Genomic DNA, 21932 nt, shown 5'->3' on the forward strand with positions numbered 1-21932 from the left:
AGCGTCCGGTCACGATCCCGGTGGCCTCAGGGTGACGACGCGGCCGGCGTAGCCCAGCAACAACTCTCCCCGGATGGACAGGGACCCGCCGACCAGGGGGCCGACACCGATGATCGGGCGCATGACCTCGTCGCCCACGTCCTGCGCCTGATAGAACGCGGGATCGGGAAACGCATCCAGATGGTCGTGGATCAGGTCGTCGATCGAATCGGTGTTTTCCGGGTTCTTGGCATGTCCACGCAAATTCTCGCTGTAGAACGCGCCGCGTGTCGTCAGCCGGGCGATTTCCAGATAGCGCCGCACCGTCGCCGACGGCATCTCCTGAAACGAGTACAGGTTGAAGAACAGGTCGTAGCGTCCCTCCAGCAGCCGGTCGGCCATGGAGTCCGCCACCAGGATGTAATCGTGGGAGGCGATCAGCTCCGCCAGGTGGCCCCGCGGCGTGTCCTGGTCCACGATCGCGAGTCGCGCCTCCGGATCATTGACGATCAGGAACGCGCCGGTGAGGAACAGCGACACCGGAATGTCCACCAGCACCAGGGCCACGTCTCCCAGGCTGCGCCGCAGGTTGAAGGCGAAGCACCCGGAGCCCGAGCCGATCTCGCAGACGGTTCGGCGCCCCGGCGACCACTGCTCCACCTGTGCCATGACCCCGGTCAGCACCAGATTGGCGATGGCGTGCTGATAGCGCAGGATGTCCAGGTTGATCAGGCGGCCGTCATGGAGCGCCCCATACTGGAACGGGCAGTCCTTCAGTTCGGGCTCGGCGAAATACCAGCGCGGATCCAGCTTCGCCACCATGCGGGCATAGCGCTCGTGAAGAAACGTCAGGTGGGGCGGCGGCTCCAGATGCTGTTCCTTGTAGGTCATCGGACCATGCCCGCCCCAGTACGTAGAATGGAGGCGGATCAGCCGCAGGCTGTCGTCATCCAGCGTCAGGACATACCGGTAGAAGGCCACGATATCGGCCCAGAAGGCGCTTTCCGTGCCCGGAGCGTCGAGCAGCCCCGTCACCACGGCCCGCAGGCGACGAAGGGTTTCCCGTTGGCGGTCATTCACTGGCTCTCCCTTCCGCTGCCGCCGGGCGGGTGGCCGCCCCTCGTGTGCTGCCCCGGCGCCCGCGCCCCGGTCGTCGCGGCGCAACCACCGGGCTCCGCACGGCGACAGCACGGCCGGCAGCCAGAAGGGCACCGCGCCATCCTCCCGACCCGACAAGCCGGACACCACCGTCGGGCACCATGCCGGGATCGGGATTGCCGAGGTCAGGGGTGTCGGAGCCGGGGTGTCCGGGGACGGCCCACGCCAGACGCGGCGCGGACCGTCGGGGTCCCGACTACTTCGGCGCCATGATCATGATCATCTGGCGGCCTTCCATCTTCGGCAACTGCTCCACCTTGGCCAAGTCCGCCATGTCGTCGCGAATGCGATGCAGAACCTTCATGCCCAGATCCTGGTGCGCCATCTCGCGACCGCGAAAGCGCAGGGTCACCTTGACCTTGTCACCGTCTTCCAGGAAGCGGTGACAATTGCGCATCTTAACCGCGTAGTCATGGTCATCAATGTTCGGACGAACCTTGATTTCCTTGACCTCAATCACTCTCTGGCGCTTCTTGGCTTCGTTCTTCTTCTTCTGGTTTTCGTACTTGAACTTGCCATAGTCCAGAATTTTGCACACGGGGGGATCGGCGCTGGGCGAGATCTCCACAAGATCCAGGCCGGCATCCACGGCCCGCGCCATGGCCTCGCGCGTGGGCACGACACCGACGTTTTCCCCGGTTTCGTCGATCAACCGGACCTCGGGGATCCGGATCGCTTCATTGACGCGCGGCCCATCGCGGGTCGGTGGCGCCGTCATGGGTGGCCTAGCTATGGGATTGCCTCTTTCGTTGTGGTGTCACCGCGATCATCAGCGGAAGACGCGCGTCGCGGCGCCGGATTTGACGTGCCTTTGGTACTGGTGTCCGCACCCGGCCCACCGCACGGGCCAGCCCGGAAACAGACGACCCCTTCCCTCCGGACCCCTGGGGCCGACGGCGGGAAGGGATCGGTGAGACCCCACGAGACTTACGCCACCTGAACCATACCGGTCGCCGGAACAGCCGCGTCCCGGCGCGCCAGATCCGGCGGCAACGCCTCATGTTTCAGTGTATCCCGCGCCCGATCCAGCGCAAGGACTTCTTGGCTGGCCCCGCCCAGGCGCCGCAACGCCACCGTGCGCTCCTCGGCCTCGCGCTTGCCGACCACGGCGATGACCGGCACCTTGACGTGGGAATGCTCGCGCACCTTGTAGTTGATTTTTTCATTGCGAAGATCGACGTCGACCCGCAGACCCGCCGCGCGCAACGCGGCCGCGACCTCGCTCGCGTAGCCGTCGGCATCGCCGGTGATGGTGGCCACCACCACCTGCGTCGGCGCCAACCAAAGCGGGAATCGGCCGGCATAGTGCTCGATGAGAATGCCCGTGAAGCGCTCCAGCGAACCGAACATGGCCCTGTGAATCATCACCGGCACGTGACGGTCGCCGTCGGCGCCGACATAGCCGGCGTCGAAGCGGCCCGGCAGATTGAAGTCCACCTGAACGGTGCCGCACTGCCAGTCGCGGCCGATGGCGTCGCGCAGCACGTATTCCAGCTTCGGTCCATAGAAGACCCCCTCGCCGGGATTGACGGACGCCTTGACGCGGCCGTCGCTCCTGGCGACCACCTCGTCGAGCACGCCTTGCAACGCGCCCTCGGCGGCATCCCACAGGTCATCCGACCCGACGCGCTTTTCCGGCCGCGTCGCCAGCTTGATGGTCAGCTGCTCGAAGCCGAAGTCCTCGTATAGGCCGAGGATGAGCGTGTTCAGCTTCAGGCATTCGGCGCGCAACTGATCGGGGGTGCAGAAGACGTGGGCGTCGTCCTGCGTGAAGCTGCGCACGCGCATGAGGCCATGCAGCGCGCCCGACGGCTCGTAACGGTGCACCTTGCCGAACTCGGCGATCTTGAGCGGCAGGTCACGATAACTGCGCAGGGCGCACTTGTAGACCGCCATGTGACCGGGACAGTTCATGGGCTTGAGCGCGAAGTCGCGCTCGTCCTCGGTCTTGGTCGTGAACATGTTCTCGCGGTAGTTCTGCCAGTGACCGGAGACCTCCCACAGGGTCCGGTCCATCATGTCCGGCGTGTTGACCTCCTGGAAGCCGGCCGCCGCCTGACGTCGCCGCACGAACTGGATCAGCGTCTGGAACAGCGTCCAGCCCTTGTCATGCCAGAACACCGAGCCGGGGGCGTAGTCCTCGAAGTGGAACAGGTCCATTTCCCGGCCCAGGCGGCGGTGGTCGCGCTTCTCCGCCTCCTCCAGCATGTGGAGGTAGTCCTTGAGCTGATTGTCCGTGGCCCAGGCCGTGCCGTAGATGCGTTGCAGCATGGGGTTGCGGGAGTCGCCACGCCAATAGGCGCCCGCCAGCTTGGTCAGCTTGAACGCCTTGCCCAGCTTGCCCGTGGACGGCAGGTGCGGCCCCCGGCACAGGTCCAGCCAGTCGCCCTGGCGGTAGATGGTGAGGGGCTCGCCCGCCGGCAGGTCGGCGATGATCTCGGCCTTGTAGTGCTCGCCCCTGGCCTTGAACCAGGCGATGGCCTCGTCGCGATCCCATTCCTCGCGGACGATGGCCTCGTCGCGATCGACGATGGCGCGCATACGCGCCTCGATCGCCGCCAGATCCTCCGGCGTGAACGGTTCGTCGCGGGCGAAATCGTAGTAGAAGCCATTTTCGATGGCCGGACCGATGGTCACCTGGGTGCCGGGGTACAACTCCTGCACCGCCTCGGCCATCACATGGGCGGCGTCGTGACGGATCAGCTCCAGGCCGGCCTCGTCCTTGCCGGTGACCAGCGTCACGGCGGCGTCCCGGTCGATGGGCCGGGTCAGGTCCCAGGGCGCGCCGTCCACCGTGCAGGCGAGCGACGCCTTGGCCAGGCCGGGGCCGATGTCGCGGGCGATGTCCAGCCCCGTGACGGGGCCGTCGTACTGGCGTTGACTACCGTCGGGCAGGGAAATGGCAACCATGGTCGGGTCCAGTTCAGGCTGGGCGGCGCATCGGCGCCCGTCGACAGCACGGGACCAGGGCGCGACAAACCGCCGGAACAGGAAGGCATCGGAAGACGAGGACCCCGCGGGACGGCGCCACGACGGCGACGGGAGCGGGACGCGGCCCGCGACGGGGCCGACTGGATCGCATCACCCCCCGACGGGGGTTCGACGGGTCACGGTCGCGCGCGGACAACCCGTCGCATCCGAAGGACGCGGCGCGTCGGGGCGGAGGGCCGGTGTCCCCCAGAAAGCGGCGAACGGGACCATGGTGTGCGTGTGATCCAGCGAAAAAGGAAGGATGGTCGTTAGGATAGGTAGCCCGCCGGTGATGTCAAGCCACGCGCCGGACGGTCAGCCGGCGTTCGGACGCCCGAGGATGGCGGAAATCGCCTGCGAGGCGTCCGAGTCCGCGAGTTGCGCGACGGATGCCGTGCGCCAGCGCGGCGCCGGATCGGCGTCCGGCGCGGACGGCCGCGCGCCGGTGGCCTCGGTCCCGGCCTCGGGCGGTCCACCCCTTGGCGCCGCCACGGCGGCCGTCAGGGCGTCGGCCGGCGCGCGCGCCGTCTCCGACAACCGCGACCGGTCCACGTCCGGAATCGGCATGCTGACCCGCGCCTCGCCGGGCGGCGCGCTGACGCTGTCGCCCACCGCCAGGATCCGGGTGATGGCCGGGTGGACGGCCTCCGCCGGCGCGTCTGTCACGCCGGCCACCGCCCAGGTGGCGCCGGCGTCGGACGCGGGGGACGCCGCGACGGACGGGGCTTCGCCAGAGGGTGCCCCGACCACGGGACGCGGCGGCGCCGGATCGAGGGCCGCCAGGGTAACCGCCGGTCGTGGAGTCGCCGCGACGGTCGGCGCCGGCATGGCAGTCAGGCCCGCCACGGGGTCCAGCACCAGAACGCGGTCGGGCGTCCGGTCCCCGCCGGAAACCAGATCGTCCAGCATCGCCGCCATGGCCAGGGCGGACGGCCCCGGCAGGTCCAGCTTGCGCGCCGCACCGGCGGCCTCCACCGCGCGGGTGGCATCCAGCACCTGGGCGACCATGGTGTCGCCGGCGGGCGAGCGCATGGGGGGCGGAGCCTCGGCGACCAGGGTCTCCGGCGCGGGAATCGGGACCGGCCGGACATCGGGCTGTGGCTCCTCGGCCCGCATGTCCGCCGGGATCGGACGACGGCCGGGCACGGGGGGCATGCTGGCGGCCAGTTCGGGCGCGATCAGGTCGGCGCGGTCGGGGGCCGGGGGACGCGGGCCCGGGAATGCCGGCGGATTGGCGGCGAGATGCAGCGGGATCAGGTCGGCGCGATCCGGCCCCTCGGGCCGGATGCCGGGCGCGGGCGCCGGGCGCAGGCCGGCCACCCCCCACCCCCGGTCCGACGGGGCCGGCGCGTCCGGCTTGACGGCCGGCGGCGCGGGCGGCGTGCTCGCCTCGGTCAGTTGGCTCGCCCCGGAGAACCGCCGCATGGCGTCCTGGATGGTCGCCCGCAGAACACCGTGCACCTGACGCAGGCTGCGTGGACGGCCGTGATGCGCGAAAATGGTGGGATTGTTGGCGGCGGCCTGCGGCAGCACCCGCGCCGCCGAGGCGTTGGGGTCGCGGGCCATGCCCCGCAGGAAGGAGACGGCCCCCCCCGGCCCCAGGAAGTGGGCCAGATAGATGTCGGTGGCGTCCGCCGACCGGCCCAGGGCGTATTCCAGATACGCCTTGTTCTCGGCCGCGTACTCGGCGGCCATCATCGCCGAGACACGGGGATTGGACCGCAGCGCCAGGATCCGGGCCTCGGCCTCGGGGGTGCGGCCGCGCGGCCGGCCCCGGGAGTCCAGCACGATCTGACGGGACAGGTCACCCAGGCCGTGCTTCTCCCCATGCTGGGCGATCTGGTCCAGCCAGGTGCTCCGCGTGAACTGAAACAGGCCGCTGGCGGTGCCGCGCGGGTTGGTGGCGTCCGGCCGGAAGCCGCTTTCCTGATTGGCCTTGGCCAGCATGTAGGTGAAGTTGACGCCGATCTTGTGGCTGGCGTCCTGAATTCCGGCCAGCACCTCGCGGCCGACCGTGCGGCCCCCGAGTTGCACGGTCCCGGCCAGTTGCTGGCCGATGAGTTGGGTGGGTGCTCCACTCACGGCATCGTCCCCCAGGCATGGCCCCCTCGGTTGGCTCCCGTTCGCCCGGTCCGCCCTCGGCGAACCCGTCTTGGGCGGTCCCCTCCCGGCCGGTCCCGGTCGCGCGATCCCGGCCCGGACTCGGGGGGACCGGCGCGCGTCAGGCGCTCGACCGCCCATCATGTGGACAAAAGTGTGGAAGACCCGTTAACGGATCACACTCGCCCCCCACAACGATCTTCGGCCGGATCGAAAGATGAACCGCCAATCCCTTGAATAATATTGTATTTTTTGATCACGGCCGGGGGCCATACCTCCCCCCATCACCCCACGGACGCCAGGGACAGCCTGTGGATGACAGGCCAGGCATGATCGCGCCGCCCGGTCAGGGCCAGGGCCGCGCATCCAGGAGCGACGTCTCGGACTTCAACTCGCGCAGGACGAAACTCGACCGCGAGTGCCGAATACCCGGAATGCGGTACAGGGCGTCCCGCAGGAAACTTTCGTAGTGCCGAGTCCCGGCCACCGCCAGCCGAATGAGATAGTCGTCGTCGCCGGTCACCAGATCCGCCTGCATGACCTCCGGCACCGCGGCCAGGGCCTCGCCGAATCGGGCCAGGGTGTCCTCGGTATGGCTTTCCAGGGTCACATTGACCAGCACGGTCTCGGGAAAACCCAGGGCGGCGCGGTCAAGACGCGCGCCATAGCCCTGAATGACACCACGCGCCTCCAGCGCGCGCACCCGCTTCCAGCAGGGACTGGGCGACAGGCCGACGCGCGCGGCCAGATCGGCGTTGCTCAGGCGCCCCTCGGCGGTCAGGGCGCGCAGGATGCGCCGGTCGGTTTCGTCCAAACGCACGGAGTCCGGGGCGGCGGTCATGGCGGCTCTCTCCCTGAAGAAGGATCATCTCCGATTTCCTGTATTCTGAACCAATTCTTTCCCAAAAACGCCGCTCTGGGAAGAAAAACGGCACCCGATTTCGCGGGTGGGTGGGTAGACTCTCCCCCTTCGAGTCACCGTTCGCGCCAGGAGACCTTCATGCGTGACGCCCCCTGCCTGCCAGACGTGCCTGTCCACGCCCCGCTGGCCCCGGCCGCGCCGAGTCCCGGCGCCAACCCCACCGCCAACCCCACCGCGGACTCTGGTGCTCCCCTCCGGCCGGCCCAAAACGATGCCATGGCCGGCGACGCGCCCGGTCCCGACACCGGCGCACGGCTGGTCTGCGTGATCGAGGGCGCGCGCGACCCCAACCTCCTGGTCCGGCTGGTCGCCGAACTCGCGCGCCGCAGCCGCGTGCCCGAGACACTCACCTGTGGCCCGCTGCCGGGCCGTCCGGACAGCCAGTCGGTGGCCCTGGAGGTCGCCCTTTCGGGGACGCGCGAGGCCGCGCATCTCGCCCGGCGGTTCGCCTCCTGGCCGTGCGTGACTCGGGTTCGGACCCTGGCGCCGACCTAGGATCACCCCGGCCGCGACGCGCACCGACCGGCACCCGGGCAGAAAAATCGTTGCCCCCGAGTGCGTTACCTTGACGCTCCCGGAACCCTTTGGCATTTTACGGTCACCCTTCGAAGAGGCGGGGGTGGCTCCGTGCGGCGCGGCGACGCGGCCGGGAGCCTGATCCTAGGTGGTGTGAGGGATCCCGGATGACCAAATCCGAACTGATCGCACGGATCGCGGAACGCAATCCGCACCTGTATCAGCGCGACGTCGAGCGCATCGTCTCCACCATCTTCGAGGAGATCGCCGGCGCCCTGGGTCGTGGCGACCGCGTGGAATTGCGCGGTTTCGGCGCGTTTTCCGTGAAGCACCGGGACTCGCGCATGGGACGCAATCCGCGAACCGGAGAGACCGTCTCGGTGGTGGCCAAGGCCGCGCCCTACTTCAAGACCGGAAAACAGCTGCGGGAATTGTTGAACAAGGACGCGCCTGTCTCGTAGACTGACAGACGATTGGAAGAATCCGGGCCCGGGTTAATCCACCGGGTATCCCGGGGTCGGGCCCGGTCCATGAGGGGGGGCCGCGCGCGTGGACGAGTGCCGTGCGCGGGGCCGTAACGTCAACAAGGGCATGGGACGCAGACAGTGTTCAAGATTCTTTCGTTGTTGATCGGGGTGCCGATCATCGTCATCGCCGTCATGTTCGCCATCTACAACCAGGGGCCGGTGACCCTTGATCTAAGGCCGTTCTCATCGTCGCTGGACATGCCGGTGTTCTGGGTCGTCCTGGGCACGCTGCTCATCGGCGTTCTTCTGGGCATGCTGATGACCTGGCTGGCGCAGGGCAAGTATCGCGCCATGGCTCGGTCCTATCGCAGTCAGGCCATCTCACTTCGCACCGAAGCCGACTTGGCCCGGGCGCGCGCCGAGGCCGCCGAAGCCAAGGCCAACGCCTGACACCCGTTGCCTCCTGACCGTGGAGCCCGAGCCGCGGTCGGCCACCCGACGCACCGCGCGATCCATGCGTGGCGCGTCGGGGTGCGGGGACAGTTTCGAATGACCGTGATCCGTGATCACGACCCCGCGACCATCACGCCGCCTCGGCGTCCTCAGCCGGGATGTCGCGCGGTCCCGGTGGTTCGGCGCCCCTTTTCGATCCAAGCGCCACAGTGGGACCGAAGGCCGCGTCACCGGCGCCGGTTCCTGGATGATCGCCCGTGACCCTCGTTCGTCCCGCCGACCCGGCGGCCATCGCCGAGGCGGCCCAGGCGTTGCGCGCCGGCCGCCTGGTGGCCTTCCCCACCGAGACCGTCTATGGCCTGGGTGGCGACGCCCGCGCCCCCGGCGCGGTGACCGCCATTTACGCCACCAAGAAGCGGCCGTCCCGCAACCCCCTCATCGTGCATGTGCCGGACCTCGCGGCGGCGGCGGCCCTGTGCCGGGTGTCGCCCCTGGCCGAGCGCTTGGCCGAGGCCCTCTGGCCCGGGCCGTTGACCCTGGTGCTGCCGCTGAGGGATCGCTCTCCCTTGGCCCCTCAGGTCACCGCCGGCGGCACCACCGTCGCGGTGCGCGCGCCGGCCCACCCGGTGGCCCGCGCCCTGCTGGCCGCCTGCGACGTCCCCCTGGCCGCGCCCAGCGCCAACCGCTCCGGCTCCGTCAGCCCGACCCGCGCGGCGCATGTGGCCGTGGATCTGGCCCTCGACCCGGACATGCCGCCGGACGCCGCGCCGCTGGCCATGATCCTGGACGGCGGTCCCTGTCGCGTGGGCGTCGAGTCCACGGTGCTGGACCTGAGCGGACCCGTGCCGCGCCTGCTGCGGCCCGGCGGCGTGACGGTCGAGGCCCTGACAGCCATCCTTGGCGCGCCGCCCGACAGCGCCGCGCTGTTTCCCGCGCGGCGACCCAAGGCCGGCGATGCCCCCGCCCGATCCGGGCCGCCCCCCCTGCCCTCCCCGGGCCTGCTGACCAGCCATTACGCACCCGCGCGGCCGGTACGCCTGAACGCCGCGGCGGCCTCCCCCGGCGAGGCCCTGCTGGGCTTCGGCGGCACACCCGGCGCCACCCTGGACCTCAGCCCGGCCGGCGACCTGGAGGAGGCCGCCCGCAATCTGTTCGCCATGCTGCGCGCCCTGGACCGGCCGCCCCACACCGGCATCGCCGTGGCCCCCCTGCCGACGACCGGCCTGGGCGCCACCCTCAACGACCGGCTGACCCGGGCCGCGGCGCCGCGCGACCGGAACGACTGACGACGGCGCCCCCGACCGCGCCGGTCACGTGTCGTCCGAGTCGCGCCGATCCCCGGGCGCCGGGCGTCATTGCATCCCGGGTCGCCTATGTTGTGCCTGTCACACCGATCACCCCCGAATCCTGGGCTCTACCGTGGCAAACACAAAAAAACTATTGCAAAATCAGAAAGATCGTACACACTCTTCATGTATCAAGTGATGTACTCGATCGTGTGCTGGGAGCATCGGATCGGTCGTCGTCCAGTACGCATGCGTGCCAGGACCCGGTCCGGTAGCATGGCGGCCATCGTGACCGGCATGGTCCCATCACACGAGACGCCGGCCAGGATATCAGCAGGGCACACCCGGGCGACCGCCGGGGGCATCAGGAGCGGGAGACCGACCATGCGCGCAACCAGATCAACGCTCTGCGCTCTTTTCGGCGCGGTCCTGGCCGCCCTGGGCATGACCGGACCCCCCGCCGCCGCGCAGACCCCGGAGGGCTTCTACGTCGGCCTGAACGGCGGCCTGAACCTGAATGACAGCGGCGACTTCGATTTCCGAACCTTGGGCGGAGACCTGGATGTCGACCCCGGCTTCGTCGGTTTGGGCGCCCTGGGCTACGCCTTCGGCAATGGTCTGCGGGTGGAACTGGAAGGCGGCTACCGTCAGAACGGCGTCACCGAGTGGAGCGGCCAGGACGTCGACGGAACGCTCTCAGCCTGGCACACCATGGCCAACGCGCTCTATGACTTCAATCTCGGCGCACGCCTGTCGCCCTACGTGGGGGCGGGTGTCGGCGCCGCCTTCGTGAGCCCCGACATCGATGTATCCGGGACTCCGGTCAGCGTGGACGGAACCGATGTGGCCTTCGCCTATCAGGCGATCGCCGGCATCGGCTACAGCGTCACGGACGAACTGGCCCTGACCATGGATTACCGGTTCTTTCACGCGCTCGACCTGGAACACGATGTCAACATCGGTGGCACCGCCACCCATGATAACTACATGAATCACGCGATCACGGCGGGCCTGCGCTATGCCTTCGGCACGCCACACACGCCCAAGCCGCTGCCCCTGCCCGACCCGGCGCCGGCCGTGGTCGCGGCGCCGCCCGAGGTGCCCACCAGCTATCTGGTGTTCTTCGATTTCGACAGCGCCAGCCTGACCAACGAGGCCGCGCGCATCGTCGACACCGCCGCCGGCAACGCCCAGCGCGCCAGCAAGACCCGCATCGAAGTGACCGGCCACGCCGACCGCTCCGGCGGTGCCCGCTACAACATGGTGCTGTCGCAACGCCGCGCCGAGGCGGTCATGCAAAGACTGGTCGCGCAAGGCATTCCCATGGCCCAGATCGCCGTGTTCGCCCAGGGCGAATCCCAGCCGCTGATTCCCACCGCCGATGGCATGCGCGAGGCACAGAATCGCCGTGTCGAGATCATCCTTCTTTAGGGTGTTCTCGCCTCCGGGTCGGGGCGTGCTGTCTGGAACGATGGAAAGACACCGCAGACGACCTCCCGCCGCCTTCGGGACGACCGGCATATGCCCAATGGAAAGGTTGATTTTTCTCCGTTTTGTTGTAAAGTATGGCGATATAGAGGGGTGATCGGAGCGGTGCTTATGGTCGTGACGTCGCGGTCACGTGAAGAGTCGACGCCGTGCTTTAGACATCGCCAAGGGTTCACATCTCGTTAGACATGATTGTGACAAGGATCACTGTTTCCCTTAGTAGGACCTGTTAAAGGTTTAGACTAGATGGAATGCTCGGTGAGGATCATCGGATTGGACTGTCACGGCGTCCGATAGAAGATCGAGCGAAGCGCGAGACCAAGAAGGAAGGAGAGCCAGGAATGCTTCAGGCTATGCGGATTCACTTCAGGGCCCTGATCGGCAACGACAAGGCCGCTACGGCGATTGAGTACGCTTTGATCGCCTCCCTGATCGCCGCCGCGATCTCAGTGGCTGTTGCTGCGGTGGGTACCAACGCGAGCAAGTTGTTCACCAATCTTGCCGGTAAACTCTAAGGGTTGACCTCGCTTCAATGGAGCGCAAGTCCTACTTTTATTGTTACTGATGTGTTTGCACCAGGAATGTTCCTGGTTTTATAAATGGCTCGCCCTTCGTCTGACCGTGGGGTGAGCCATTTTGTGCGTTAATCTCAGGGATGGACGACGCACAGATTTACCCCCTGAAAGCCCCTCGCCGTGCCTGACCCCGTCACTGCCCTGATCGCCTGGGTACCCCAGGTCACCCCCCTTCTGGTGGTCGCGGTCACCGTCCTGGCGGCGCTCCAGGACATGCTCAGCTTCCGCATCGCCAATGCCTTTCCGCTGATCGTGGCCGGGCTGTTCATCGTCACGGCGCTGACGGGGGCCTGGCCGCCGGCGGCGCTGGGGTGGTCCGTGGGGCTCGCCCTCGCGGTGTTCGGGGTAGGCGCCGGCCTGTTCTTCGCCGGCGTGTGGGGCGGGGGCGATGTGAAAATCCTCGCCGCGCTGACCTTGTGGGTTCATCCGGGAGCGCTGCTCCCGTTCCTCGCATGGGTCATGATCGCCGGCGGCGTGCTCGGTCTCTTGTTGCTGCTCGGCCGGTTTCTGCCGAAAAATGTTAAGGAAAGCCATGCTATTGTCCGGCGATGGTTTGTCGTGGAGGCAGGAAACCGCCAGAGCATCCCCTATGGCCTTGCGATCATGATCGGGACTCTGATGATGTGGGTCCAGGGCACGCTGGGTCCGCCGACGGGCGCCGGGTGACACCACGCCGCGACCCCATCGTCCGGACCGCCCCAACCTGTGGGGCGGACGGAGACCGCCCACGGAGTCAACGGGAGCACAGACCATGCGCGCGGTGCTGATCCTCGTCCTGTTCGTCGCCTTCGTGGCCGCGTTGGGCGCCGCCTACCTGGCCAACGACTACCTGGCCCGGCAACGGGAGCTGGCCAGCCAGGGCATGGAGCAGCTCCCAACCTTCACCGGCCAGCGCGTGATGGTCGCGGACAGCGAGATTGAGGCCGGGACCACGGTGCGAAGCGCCCTGATCCGCTGGCAGCCCTGGCCGGCAGAGGACATCCTGTCCGGCTACAAGGTGATCGGCTCCGTGGAGGGCGAAACGGAAGCCCAGATCTTCTCGCAACGGACCCGCCTGGAGCGGAGCGTCGACGGCAAGGTCGTGCGCCGCCTCGTCGCCCCCGGCGAGCCCATCACCGACAGCATGCTGTTCCGTCGCGAGGATGCCGGCTTCATGGCCGGGGCGCTGGACCCGGGCAAGGTGGCCCTCTCGGTGAACGTGTCCGCCGCCACCAGCGCCGCGGGCTTCATCATGCCGGGCGACCGGGTGAACGTGATGCTCACCCACAATTTGCAAAGCTCCCTGCCGGACGACGTGATTGAGGCAGCGGGCCTGCAAGGGATCGCGTTGCGCCTCGTCTCGGAAACGGTGGTCGAATCCGTCCGCGTGCTCGCCGTGGATCAGACGTTCAACGAAAACGACGCCGAACCGGAGGTGGCCAGGACCGTGACCCTTGAGGTCGACCCGAGCCAGGCCGAAGCGATCACCGTGGCCGACTCCATGGGCGATCTCACGCTGGTTCTGCGGGGCCTGTCGGACAGGGAGAAGCCGGTGGGCCTGGCCGCCCTGGTGGGCCTGACGGATCGCCGTGACCCGGCGGAGCGTCCCCTGGTCAGCGATCGCCAGATCAGCCCGGGGATCGAACAGATGATCGAGATCGCGCAAAGAAACCGCGCGCGCGAGGAGGACATCGCGGAGCTGCGCCGGCTCCTCGAGGCTCAGCAGGCGGCGCAGGCGCGCCTGGAGGAGCAATTGGCGCGAGAGCGGTCCGAGGCGGTGGGCGCGCAGCGCCGCCCGTGGTCGGTGACCGTTCATCGCGTCCTTGAGGACGAGATCCAGGAGAGAACGGTTGGGTCGAACACGGAGGACTCCGCCGCCCCCGGGGCAGGGGCGGGGGGCGGCCCGGTGGGTCCCATCGGCGCCTTGCCGGGAGACGACATCCCGTCGGACGAAATCCTTATACAGGAATAGCTTGTTAAGCACTTCTGATGTAGTATGCTAGCGTCTCTGTCCAAGAGACGCCGAGGTCAGCTTGTTTCCTACTCAGGCGGACAGCGGCTCCCATCGGGAGGACGGTACCGTCGTGAGCCCGGCCATCACACCCTCATCCCCGCGTTGTCGCCATACGCTCCGTCGGCTGGCGGTGATGCTTGCGGTGGCGATGGGCGTCGGGACCACTCCCCTCGCTCCGACGGGCAACCGGGCGGCGGCGGCCGACGCGCCTGGGCGCGGCCTGATGCGCACCCTGGAGCCGATGCCCCCCCAGGCAACCGCCCCGTCCGTAGCGGTCCCCCAGCCCACGCGCGCCATCGCCCCCGTGCCATCGTCGGCCGCGCCCCACACGTCCCCGGGTGCTTCGTCCAGTGACCTGACCCAGGTCCCGTCGGCACAGGTGATCCCCCTGACGCCGGTCCCCAGGGGACCTGTCGACCTGCCGCCGAGTCTGGTCCTGGACCCGCCATCGACGAGGCCGGCGGAGACCCGCCCCCCCGCCGGACCGGCCCCCTTGCCGGTCACCGCGCCGCCCTCGCCGGACTGGGCGCCGCGCCCCACCGACACCACCGCCCTGGACGGCGCCGACGTCATCGAACCGGTTCAGCGGCGCCTCCCCTCCGGCGTGCGTCGCGAGGGCGACCTGATCGTCGCCACCATCGGCAAGGCCATCGAGATCGAGGTGGATCGTCCTTTCCAGGATGTGGTGGTGCCCCAGCCCGAGGTGGCCGAGGTGGTCGTCCTGCAACCGGGCAAGGTGTTCGTGGCCACGCGCGGCGTCGGCTCCACCAACCTGTTGCTGGTCGACGCCGACGGCCATGTGATCCGCAACATCGAGGTGGTGGTCGAGGCCGACCTGGACGGCCTGCGGCGCACCCTCGCGACGATGATGCCCGGCAGCCGGGTCGAGGTCACGCCCACCCAGAGCGGCGTGGTCCTGACGGGACAGGTGGAATCCGCCGCCCAGGCCGACAACGCCGCCCGGGTGGCGGCTCAATTCGCCGGAGGCGAGACAGACGACGTCATCAACTCGCTGGCCGTGGCCGGCGACCAGCAGGTGCTGCTGAAGGTGCGCGTGGCGGAAATGAGCCGCACCACCAGCAAGTTCCTGGGCGCGCAAACCAACTTCGACGTCAGTGGCTTGGAATCCGGGACCATTCTCGGCGACAATCTGGGCAATCTTCTGACCGGCGCGATGCTCGGCGGGTCGCTCGGTACCGGCGTTCCGAACACGATCGTGATCGACAAGTTCGGCATCGACGGCATCAACTTCGATGCCCTGGAAGAGCAGGACCTGATCAAGGTTCTGGCCGAACCGACCCTGACCGCCATCTCGGGTGAGACCGCGAACTTCCTGGTGGGCGGCGAGTTTCCCGTGCCGGTCGCCGAGGACGAAGACGACCGGATCCTGATCGAGTTCAAGGAATTCGGCGTCAGCCTGTCGTTCACGCCGGTGGTCCTGTCGGACAACCAGATCAGCCTGCGCATCCAGACCGAGGTCAGCCGCATCGCGGAGGAGATCTCGTTTACGACGGAAGGAAACATCCTGATCCCGGGCCTGAGCGTCCGGCGGGCCGCCAGCACCGTGATGTTGCCCTCCGGCGGCAGCCTGATGATCGCGGGATTGCTGCGGGACGAGGAAAGAAACAGCATTCAGGGAACGCCGGGCCTGATGGATCTGCCCATCCTGGGGGCCTTGTTCCGCAGCACCGAGTTCCTGAACGAGCGCACGGAGATGGTGGTGCTGGTGCAGGCGTTCAAGGTCCGGCCGCGCGAGTTCGGACCCGAGTTCAGCTTGCCCACGGATGGCTTCGTTCCCGCCGACGACATCGACATCTACCTGTTCGGAAAGCTGTACGAGCAGTACGGCGGTGGCCCCGGGCAACGCCCCCGGCCGGCCTTCACGATGTCCGCCCCGATCGGCTACATGATGGAGTAAAGGCCGATGGCCCGCCCCCCGGTTTCACACGGACGGACGTCGACGGCAGGCAGGGGTCATCGGGCCGGCGGGCCCCGTGGCCCGCGCAGGTATGCCCTGCTCCTGGCCGGCGCGGTGCTGCCCTTGGCGTTGGTCGGCGCCTGCCACAATCCCGGAGACATCAGGTCGGACAATCCCTATCAGGTCTCGGTCGAGAAGAAGACCTTCCGGACGGAGGTGCCGATGCCCCGGGTCGTCCACCAGGACGGCCGCCGGCGCGTCGCCCTGCCCCGCGGGTTCCTGGCCGACTATCAGCGGCGGGGACGCTCCCCCATGCGGATCATGCCGCCACCGTCCAGGACGGCCGAGGACATCGAGGCGGTCCGGGCGCTGGAGCGATGGCTGGGGGATCAGGGCATCCCCACCGAGGTCCTCGACCCGGCCACCGCCTATGACTATGTGCCCCCTATGGCGGGTCACGTCGGCCTGGCGTTCCGGGCTTACGCGGCGGTGGTGCCCGTCTGCGGGGACTGGTCCGGCGAGGCCGGCTTCAATCCCACGGGCCTGCCGCATACCAACTTCGGATGCGCGGTCAACCGCAACATCGGCCTCATGCTGTCCGACCCCGGCGACCTCGAGCGGGCCCGAACCGCCGCAGGCTACGACGCCGGGCGGATCACCGTCATCCTCGACAAGTATCGTCAGGGCGAGGTGACCGGCACAAAACAGCCGGAGTTGGAGGAAGGCACGGCATCCGAGGTGGCGGAGTAGCGTCGGGAACACCACCCGCCGCGCGGGTTGGCATGGCGGGTTGGCATGGCAGGAGAGAGAGGCTTGGACGATCATGCGCATCACGGTTGACGCCTTCGTGATGTCCGAGGACATACGCCAGGCCGTCCTGGATGTCTCCGAGGACGGGCGACTGCGCCGCTCCAAGCTGCGCATCCATGATGGCGGACTGGCGGTCGCGCCGCAGGTCCTGTCCCAGATGGAAAGCCCCACCGTGCTGATCCTGGAAAGCGACAAGCGCGAACAGGGCATGCTCGCCGACCTGGAGGCGGTGGCGGACCACGTGGCCCCGGACACCCGGGTCCTGGTCTGCGGCATCGAAAACAATATCGACCTGTATCGCCGCCTGCTGGGCATGGGCGTGGCGGACTATCTGGTCGTGCCGGTCACCGCCGAGGATTTGCTGAACACCATCGTGCGCGCCTGCAGCGACGAAGCCGACAGCAACCTGGCCCCCCTGATCTCGGTGATCGGCGTGCGCGGCGGCGTCGGGACCAGCGCGCTGGCCTGCAATCTCGCCTACAAGCTGGGACACGGCATGGATGGCGAGGTCGTCCTGCTGGACCTGGACATCTCGGCCGGAACGGCCGCGATTAACCTCAACCTCAACCCACGTCAGTCGGCGGCGGACGTGCTGTCGCAGTCCGAAACCCTGGACAGCCTCCTGGTTGAACGGTACCTGCAGCGCTACGACGACCACCTGTTGTTGCTGGGCAGCAAGGCGCAACTGGATATTGCCTTCAGGCCCCCCAGCGAGGTGCTGGAGGACTTTCTCAACATTCTGCGGCGCCAATACGACGCGGTCGTGCTGGATCTGCCCCGCCAATGGTCCAGCTGGGTGCGCGATACCTTGCTGGACTCCACCGCCGTGGCGGTGGTCGCCTATCCGGATCTGAGCAATCTGCGCGATACGGAAAGAATGATGGGATTTCTGTCCGAGAAGCGCGGCATGAGCCGTCCCACCTGCCTGGTCCTGAACAAGGTGGGTCTGGCCCCGAAGGCCGAGCTTGGCTCCAAGGATTTCGAGGAGGTCATGGGCCGGGCGCCGGCCGCCTCGCTGCCGTTCGAGCCGACCGCCTTCGGCCAGGCGCTGAACAACGGCGAACCCGTCATTCGAAAGGGTGCCAGCAAGGCGTTCGGCAAGGCGTTCGCGCGAATGATGGAGGCCCTGTCGCTCGACCCCCTCATGCCGTCCGCCAAGGCAAGGGCGTCGACGAAGAAGAACGTGTTGCGCGCCTTGATTCCCGCCAAGGGGCGATAGGCCGGGACATCACGCCACCGCGCCGGGGTGATGTCGTCGGCCTTGATGGCGCCGCTTTCATGCGGGTGAGATCGTTGCTACTGTACATGGGCTAGGGGGATCGAGCCGAGTCGCCGCCGTGTCCTGCCGGAGGACCCGAGGCACGCCCCCACCGAGGAGATCCCGATGTTCGGACGTCGCTCGCATGCCAGCGGCATGGGTGATCAGCCACCATCACGTCCGCCACGCCCGAAGGCCGGCCCACCCACCCCACCCGTACAGACCGCGCGCCACGGACTTCCCGTGATGGAGGATGACGGGCACACGTCTCCCGGGATCGGGTCCGGTGGCGAGCCGCCACACGGCCCCGGGTCCGCGTCGTCCGGCAAGCCGCCCCCCCCGCCCTCAGCGGCCACCATGGTCGATGAGGACAGTGTTCTGCGTGCCCAGGCGCGGGCCGCCCGGCTCGACGACATCAAGATTTCCGTCTTCAACAGCCTGATCGAAGCCATCGACCTGGGACAGTTGAGCAGCTTGTCCCCGGCCGCGGTGCGCGAGGAAATCTCTGACGTCATCAACGAGATCATTTCCATGCGCGACTTCCTGGTCAACAGCCAGGAACAGAAGCAGATCATCGACGATATCTGCAACGATATCCTGGGGTTGGGCCCGCTGGAGCCGCTGCTGGCCCGCGATGACATCGCCGATATCATGGTGAACGGCGCCGATAGGGTTTACATCGAGACCAACGGCCGGGTGCAGCTGACGCCCATCAAGTTCCGTGACAACGCCCAGTTGATGAATGTGTGCCAGCGGATCGTGTCCGGCATCGGCCGCCGCGTGGACGAAGCCAGCCCCATTTGTGACGCGCGTCTGATGGACGGATCCCGCGTCAACGTCATCGTCCCGCCGCTGGCCCTGGATGGCCCCATGCTGACCATCCGCAAGTTCAGGAAGGACAAGCTGACCTTCAGCGAATTAATCCAGTTCGGCACCATCACCCCGCCCGGCGCGGCGCTTCTGGAGGTCGCGTCGGCGTGCCGATGCAACATCCTCATCTCCGGCGGCACCGGGTCGGGCAAGACGACCCTGCTCAATTGCCTGACCAACTACATCGATCCCGCGGAACGCGTCATCACCTGCGAGGACGCGGCCGAACTGCAGTTGAAGAACCCGCACGTGGTGCGTCTGGAGACCCGTCCGCCCAATCTGGAGGGCGTCGGTCAGGTCACCATGCGCGATCTGGTCCGCAACTGCCTGCGCATGCGGCCCGAGCGGATTATCGTGGGCGAGGTGCGTGGTCCCGAGGCCTTCGACCTGCTGCAGGCCATGAACACAGGTCACGACGGATCCATGGGCACGGTCCACGCCAACAACCCACGCGATGCCATCTCGCGCCTGGAGAACATGGTCGCCATGGGGGGCTTCACCCTTCCGCCCAAGGCAACCCGGGAACAGATCGCCGCCGCCATAACGCTGATCGTCCAGGCCGCCCGCCTCCGCGACGGTTCGCGCAAGATCACCCAGGTCAGCGAACTGGTGGGCATGGAGGGCGAGGTGGTCACCCTTCAGGACCTGTTGGTCTTCGAGTACCTGGACGAGACATCCGACGGCCGAGTCCTGGGACGACACCGGGCCACGGGCATTCGCCCGAAGTTCTGGGACAAGGCCCAATACTTCGGGCTGGAAGACAAGCTATCGCGCGCCTTGGAGCAGGCCAGTGACTAATGGCACCGTCAGCCCGGAACTCCTCCTGCTGGGCACCATCATCGCCTTGACGGTCATGGTGCTGACCCTGGTGGCGGGTGTCATCTATGCGTGGGGAGAGCCGCGCCGGCGCCTCAAGCGGCGCATCGCGGACCTGGGCCTGGAACGCTCCATTGGCGCCGCCGGTGGCGACGGATCGCCGGACTCGCATGGCCGGCAGCGCCGCATCCAGGACAAGCTGAGAGAAATCGAGACCGCGACACAGAAGCGCGCCAAGCGGCGCAATCGTGTCCGGTCCTCCCTGCTTCAGGCCGGTCTGACAATCCGCCATCGCACCTACATCATCGCCGTGAGTCTGGTCGGCATCATCGCCGCCGTGACGACCTACGGGTTCGGCTTCTCCCTTCTGGTCAGCGGCCTTTCCGGCCTTGTGGCATCGGTCGGCCTGCCTCGGCTGGTGCTGGCTCTGATGGCCCGGTCGCGACGCCGGCGCTTCACGGCGGAGTTCCCGAATGCCATTGACGTCCTGGTCCGGGGTGTCCGATCCGGCCTGCCGGTCAGCGAGTGCATCACCATCGTGGGGCGTGAAATCGCCGATCCGGTGGGCACCGAGTTTCGCCTGTTGATGGAGGGCCAGCGCGTGGGGATGTCCCTGGAGGACATCATGGATCGCGCCCTGGCGCGCATGCCGACCGCCGAGTTTCGGTTTTTTGCCGTCGTCCTGCAGATCCAACAACAGACCGGTGGCAACTTGGCGGAGACTCTGGCGAAACTTTCGAGTGTGATCCGTGAGCGCAAGAAAATGCGCGACAGGGCAAAAGCCCTTTCTTCGGAGGCCAAGGCATCTGCCCTGATCATCGGATCAATGCCTGTGAACTTTTTCGTACTCGTCTACTTCTTAGCTCCCGACTACATGGGCCTGATGATTACGGAAGAAATCGGCCATTACATGATTTTCGCTGGCGTTGTCTCTATGATTGTCGGATCTGCAATCATGAAGGTGATGATTGATTTTAAGATGTAGCCGACACCCCGGAACCGCGCATCACCCCAGCCGTCGGGTCCGGGTGGATTCAAGAAGGTACGCTTCATGGAGTTGACGTTCCTCGGATTCAGTGTGGAGACCATCATCTCGGTCCTGGTGTTCGTGGGCGCCTTCGCAACGGTGATTGCCGTTGTCCTGCCGTTCCTCGGTCGTGATTCCCGGGCCACGCGGCTGCGCTCCATCTCCAAGGCGCGAGAGGAGATGAGCCGCCAACAACGGGACGTCGCCGCCGCCCAGCGGAGCGCCCGCTGGCGACCGCAGAAGAGTGTGGCGACAGCCAACCGCCTGGTGCAGCTCCTGAAGCTGGACCGCCTCATCGCCATGCCAGGGCTGAAGGCACAACTGGTTCGGGCGGGATACCGTCAACCCTATGCCGCGCAGGTGTTCATCGCCATCCGGTTCGCCCTGGCCCTCGGCTTGTTCCTGTTCGCCGGATTCTTCCTGATCTTCCTGGTGAAGATTGAACTGAGCTTTCTGCAGCGACTGTTGATCTTGGGCATCGCCCCGATCATCGGCTTCTATGTCCCCCAAATTCTCTTGAAGAACGCGGTCGACAAGCGTCAGGCGGAAATGACCCTGGCCTTCCCGGACGCTCTCGACCTATTGGTCATCTGCGCCGAGGCTGGACTGTCCATTGAAGCCGCGTTCAACAGGGTGCCCGACGAAATCGGCGAGACCTCGCCCGCCCTGGCCGAGGAAATGGGCCTGACGTCCGCCGAGATGGCCTTCCTGAACGATCGCCGGCGCGCCTACGCCAACCTCGCCGAGCGCACGGGCCTGAAAATGATCAAGGACCTGACGGTCACCCTGATCCAGTCCGAGAAGTACGGAACATCGGTGACGGACGCCTTGAAGGTTCTCTCACAGGAAAACCGTGACGAGAGAATGTCCCGGGCCGAGTCGAAGGCCGCGGCCCTGCCCGCCAAGCTGACCATTCCGATGATCATTTTCTTCTTGCCGGTCTTGTTAATGGTCATCCTCGGCCCGGCGATCATTCAGCTCATGGAGCTTCGGTAAAGCGAAAGTATCAACGCACCGAAGCCGGGCGGCACCCCACGCCGGACGGCCCCCGGAACCGACGCGGACGGCAGCCGGGGACGTGCCCAAGGTCACATGCTCCACACCGGGAAAATGGGCGGATCCCGTGCGCGGCCATTTCCGTCCCATCGGCTTTGTTTTATCGTGCGGGAGTTGGGACGGGCTGCGACCGCGACGATCCGTGATGATGACCGTGGACATGGTGTTCGTGGCCGGCCCACTCCCCTAACGGCCCACCCGGACCCGGTCGCGCCACGGCGGCGGACGACGGGTGGCCGGACAGCCGTTTGGACGGGTGTCGCCGAGCGG

Annotated in this window: 19 protein-coding genes; 14 read left to right on the top strand and 5 right to left on the bottom strand. The window is 67.3% G+C overall.

The features are described from left to right. Nucleotides 1-9 precede the first annotated feature (9 nt). The 5 genes from GGD89_RS15840 to GGD89_RS15860 form a co-directional block, all read right to left on the bottom strand. On the bottom strand, nucleotides 10-1059 hold the full coding sequence (locus GGD89_RS15840) for a putative sugar O-methyltransferase (RefSeq protein WP_184047119.1): 1050 nt from the start codon (nucleotides 1057-1059) through the stop codon (nucleotides 10-12). Nucleotides 1060-1333: 274 nt separating this feature from the next. Next, on the bottom strand, nucleotides 1334-1855 hold the full coding sequence (gene infC, locus GGD89_RS15845; protein WP_184047122.1) for a translation initiation factor IF-3: 522 nt from the start codon (nucleotides 1853-1855) through the stop codon (nucleotides 1334-1336). A 209-nt stretch (nucleotides 1856-2064) separates the two neighbouring features. Further along, nucleotides 2065-4047, bottom strand: a complete 1983-nt coding sequence (gene thrS, locus GGD89_RS15850) for a threonine--tRNA ligase (protein ID WP_184047125.1) — start codon at nucleotides 4045-4047, stop codon at nucleotides 2065-2067. Nucleotides 4048-4422: 375 nt separating this feature from the next. Continuing rightward, nucleotides 4423-6189, bottom strand: a complete 1767-nt coding sequence (locus GGD89_RS15855; protein ID WP_184047127.1) for a transglycosylase SLT domain-containing protein — start codon at nucleotides 6187-6189, stop codon at nucleotides 4423-4425. 364 nt (nucleotides 6190-6553) lie between these two features. Beyond that, the gene (locus tag GGD89_RS15860; protein ID WP_184047131.1) at nucleotides 6554-7048 is read right to left on the bottom strand and encodes an Lrp/AsnC family transcriptional regulator; all 495 of its coding nucleotides are present in this window, start codon (nucleotides 7046-7048) and stop codon (nucleotides 6554-6556) included. A gap of 159 nt (nucleotides 7049-7207) precedes the next feature. Between GGD89_RS15860 and GGD89_RS15865 the strand changes: the two genes are divergently transcribed. The 14 genes from GGD89_RS15865 to GGD89_RS15930 all read left to right on the top strand — a co-directional run bounded on the left by GGD89_RS15865 (nucleotide 7208) and on the right by GGD89_RS15930 (nucleotide 21602). Continuing rightward, entirely contained in the window at nucleotides 7208-7624 is a 417-nt protein-coding gene (locus tag GGD89_RS15865; protein ID WP_184047134.1) for a hypothetical protein, read from the top strand. Between the two features lie 188 nt (nucleotides 7625-7812). Further along, nucleotides 7813-8106, top strand: a complete 294-nt coding sequence (gene ihfB, locus GGD89_RS15870; RefSeq protein ID WP_184047137.1) for an integration host factor subunit beta — start codon at nucleotides 7813-7815, stop codon at nucleotides 8104-8106. Nucleotides 8107-8250: 144 nt separating this feature from the next. Continuing rightward, nucleotides 8251-8562: a lipopolysaccharide assembly protein LapA domain-containing protein gene (locus GGD89_RS20220; RefSeq protein WP_184047140.1), complete on the top strand. Its 312-nt coding sequence runs from the start codon at nucleotides 8251-8253 to the stop codon at nucleotides 8560-8562. A gap of 260 nt (nucleotides 8563-8822) precedes the next feature. Beyond that, nucleotides 8823-9851, top strand: coding sequence for an L-threonylcarbamoyladenylate synthase (locus GGD89_RS15880; RefSeq protein ID WP_184047143.1), 1029 nt, complete (start codon nucleotides 8823-8825; stop codon nucleotides 9849-9851). 384 nt (nucleotides 9852-10235) lie between these two features. Beyond that, nucleotides 10236-11282 (top strand): OmpA family protein, encoded by a 1047-nt coding sequence (locus GGD89_RS15885; protein ID WP_184047146.1) that lies wholly within the window; start codon nucleotides 10236-10238, stop codon nucleotides 11280-11282. Nucleotides 11283-11680: 398 nt separating this feature from the next. Further along, entirely contained in the window at nucleotides 11681-11854 is a 174-nt protein-coding gene (locus GGD89_RS15890) for a Flp family type IVb pilin (protein ID WP_246423163.1), read from the top strand. A gap of 180 nt (nucleotides 11855-12034) precedes the next feature. Beyond that, complete coding sequence (locus tag GGD89_RS15895) at nucleotides 12035-12580, top strand: prepilin peptidase (protein WP_184047149.1); 546 nt, start codon at nucleotides 12035-12037, stop codon at nucleotides 12578-12580. A gap of 85 nt (nucleotides 12581-12665) precedes the next feature. After that, nucleotides 12666-13865: a Flp pilus assembly protein CpaB gene (gene cpaB / locus GGD89_RS15900; RefSeq protein ID WP_184047152.1), complete on the top strand. Its 1200-nt coding sequence runs from the start codon at nucleotides 12666-12668 to the stop codon at nucleotides 13863-13865. A 535-nt stretch (nucleotides 13866-14400) separates the two neighbouring features. After that, on the top strand, nucleotides 14401-15825 hold the full coding sequence (locus GGD89_RS15905; protein WP_184047155.1) for a type II and III secretion system protein family protein: 1425 nt from the start codon (nucleotides 14401-14403) through the stop codon (nucleotides 15823-15825). Nucleotides 15826-15948: 123 nt separating this feature from the next. Beyond that, complete coding sequence (locus tag GGD89_RS15910) at nucleotides 15949-16575, top strand: CpaD family pilus assembly protein (RefSeq protein WP_184047158.1); 627 nt, start codon at nucleotides 15949-15951, stop codon at nucleotides 16573-16575. 73 nt (nucleotides 16576-16648) lie between these two features. Continuing rightward, nucleotides 16649-17854: a CpaE/TadZ family protein gene (locus tag GGD89_RS15915; protein WP_184047161.1), complete on the top strand. Its 1206-nt coding sequence runs from the start codon at nucleotides 16649-16651 to the stop codon at nucleotides 17852-17854. A 396-nt stretch (nucleotides 17855-18250) separates the two neighbouring features. Continuing rightward, nucleotides 18251-19561 (top strand): TadA family conjugal transfer-associated ATPase, encoded by a 1311-nt coding sequence (locus GGD89_RS15920; RefSeq protein WP_221238512.1) that lies wholly within the window; start codon nucleotides 18251-18253, stop codon nucleotides 19559-19561. Further along, nucleotides 19554-20564, top strand: coding sequence for a type II secretion system F family protein (locus GGD89_RS20570; protein WP_184047164.1), 1011 nt, complete (start codon nucleotides 19554-19556; stop codon nucleotides 20562-20564). Before GGD89_RS15920 ends, GGD89_RS20570 begins: the two co-directional genes overlap by 8 nt. A 66-nt stretch (nucleotides 20565-20630) precedes the next feature. Further along, a complete protein-coding gene (locus GGD89_RS15930) occupies nucleotides 20631-21602 on the top strand; it encodes a type II secretion system F family protein (protein WP_184047167.1) in 972 nt (323 codons plus the stop codon). Nucleotides 21603-21932 lie beyond the last annotated feature (330 nt).

Origin of the sequence: Roseospira visakhapatnamensis (genome assembly GCF_014197915.1) — a bacterium.
Lineage (GTDB): Bacteria > Pseudomonadota > Alphaproteobacteria > Rhodospirillales > Rhodospirillaceae > Rhodospira > Rhodospira visakhapatnamensis.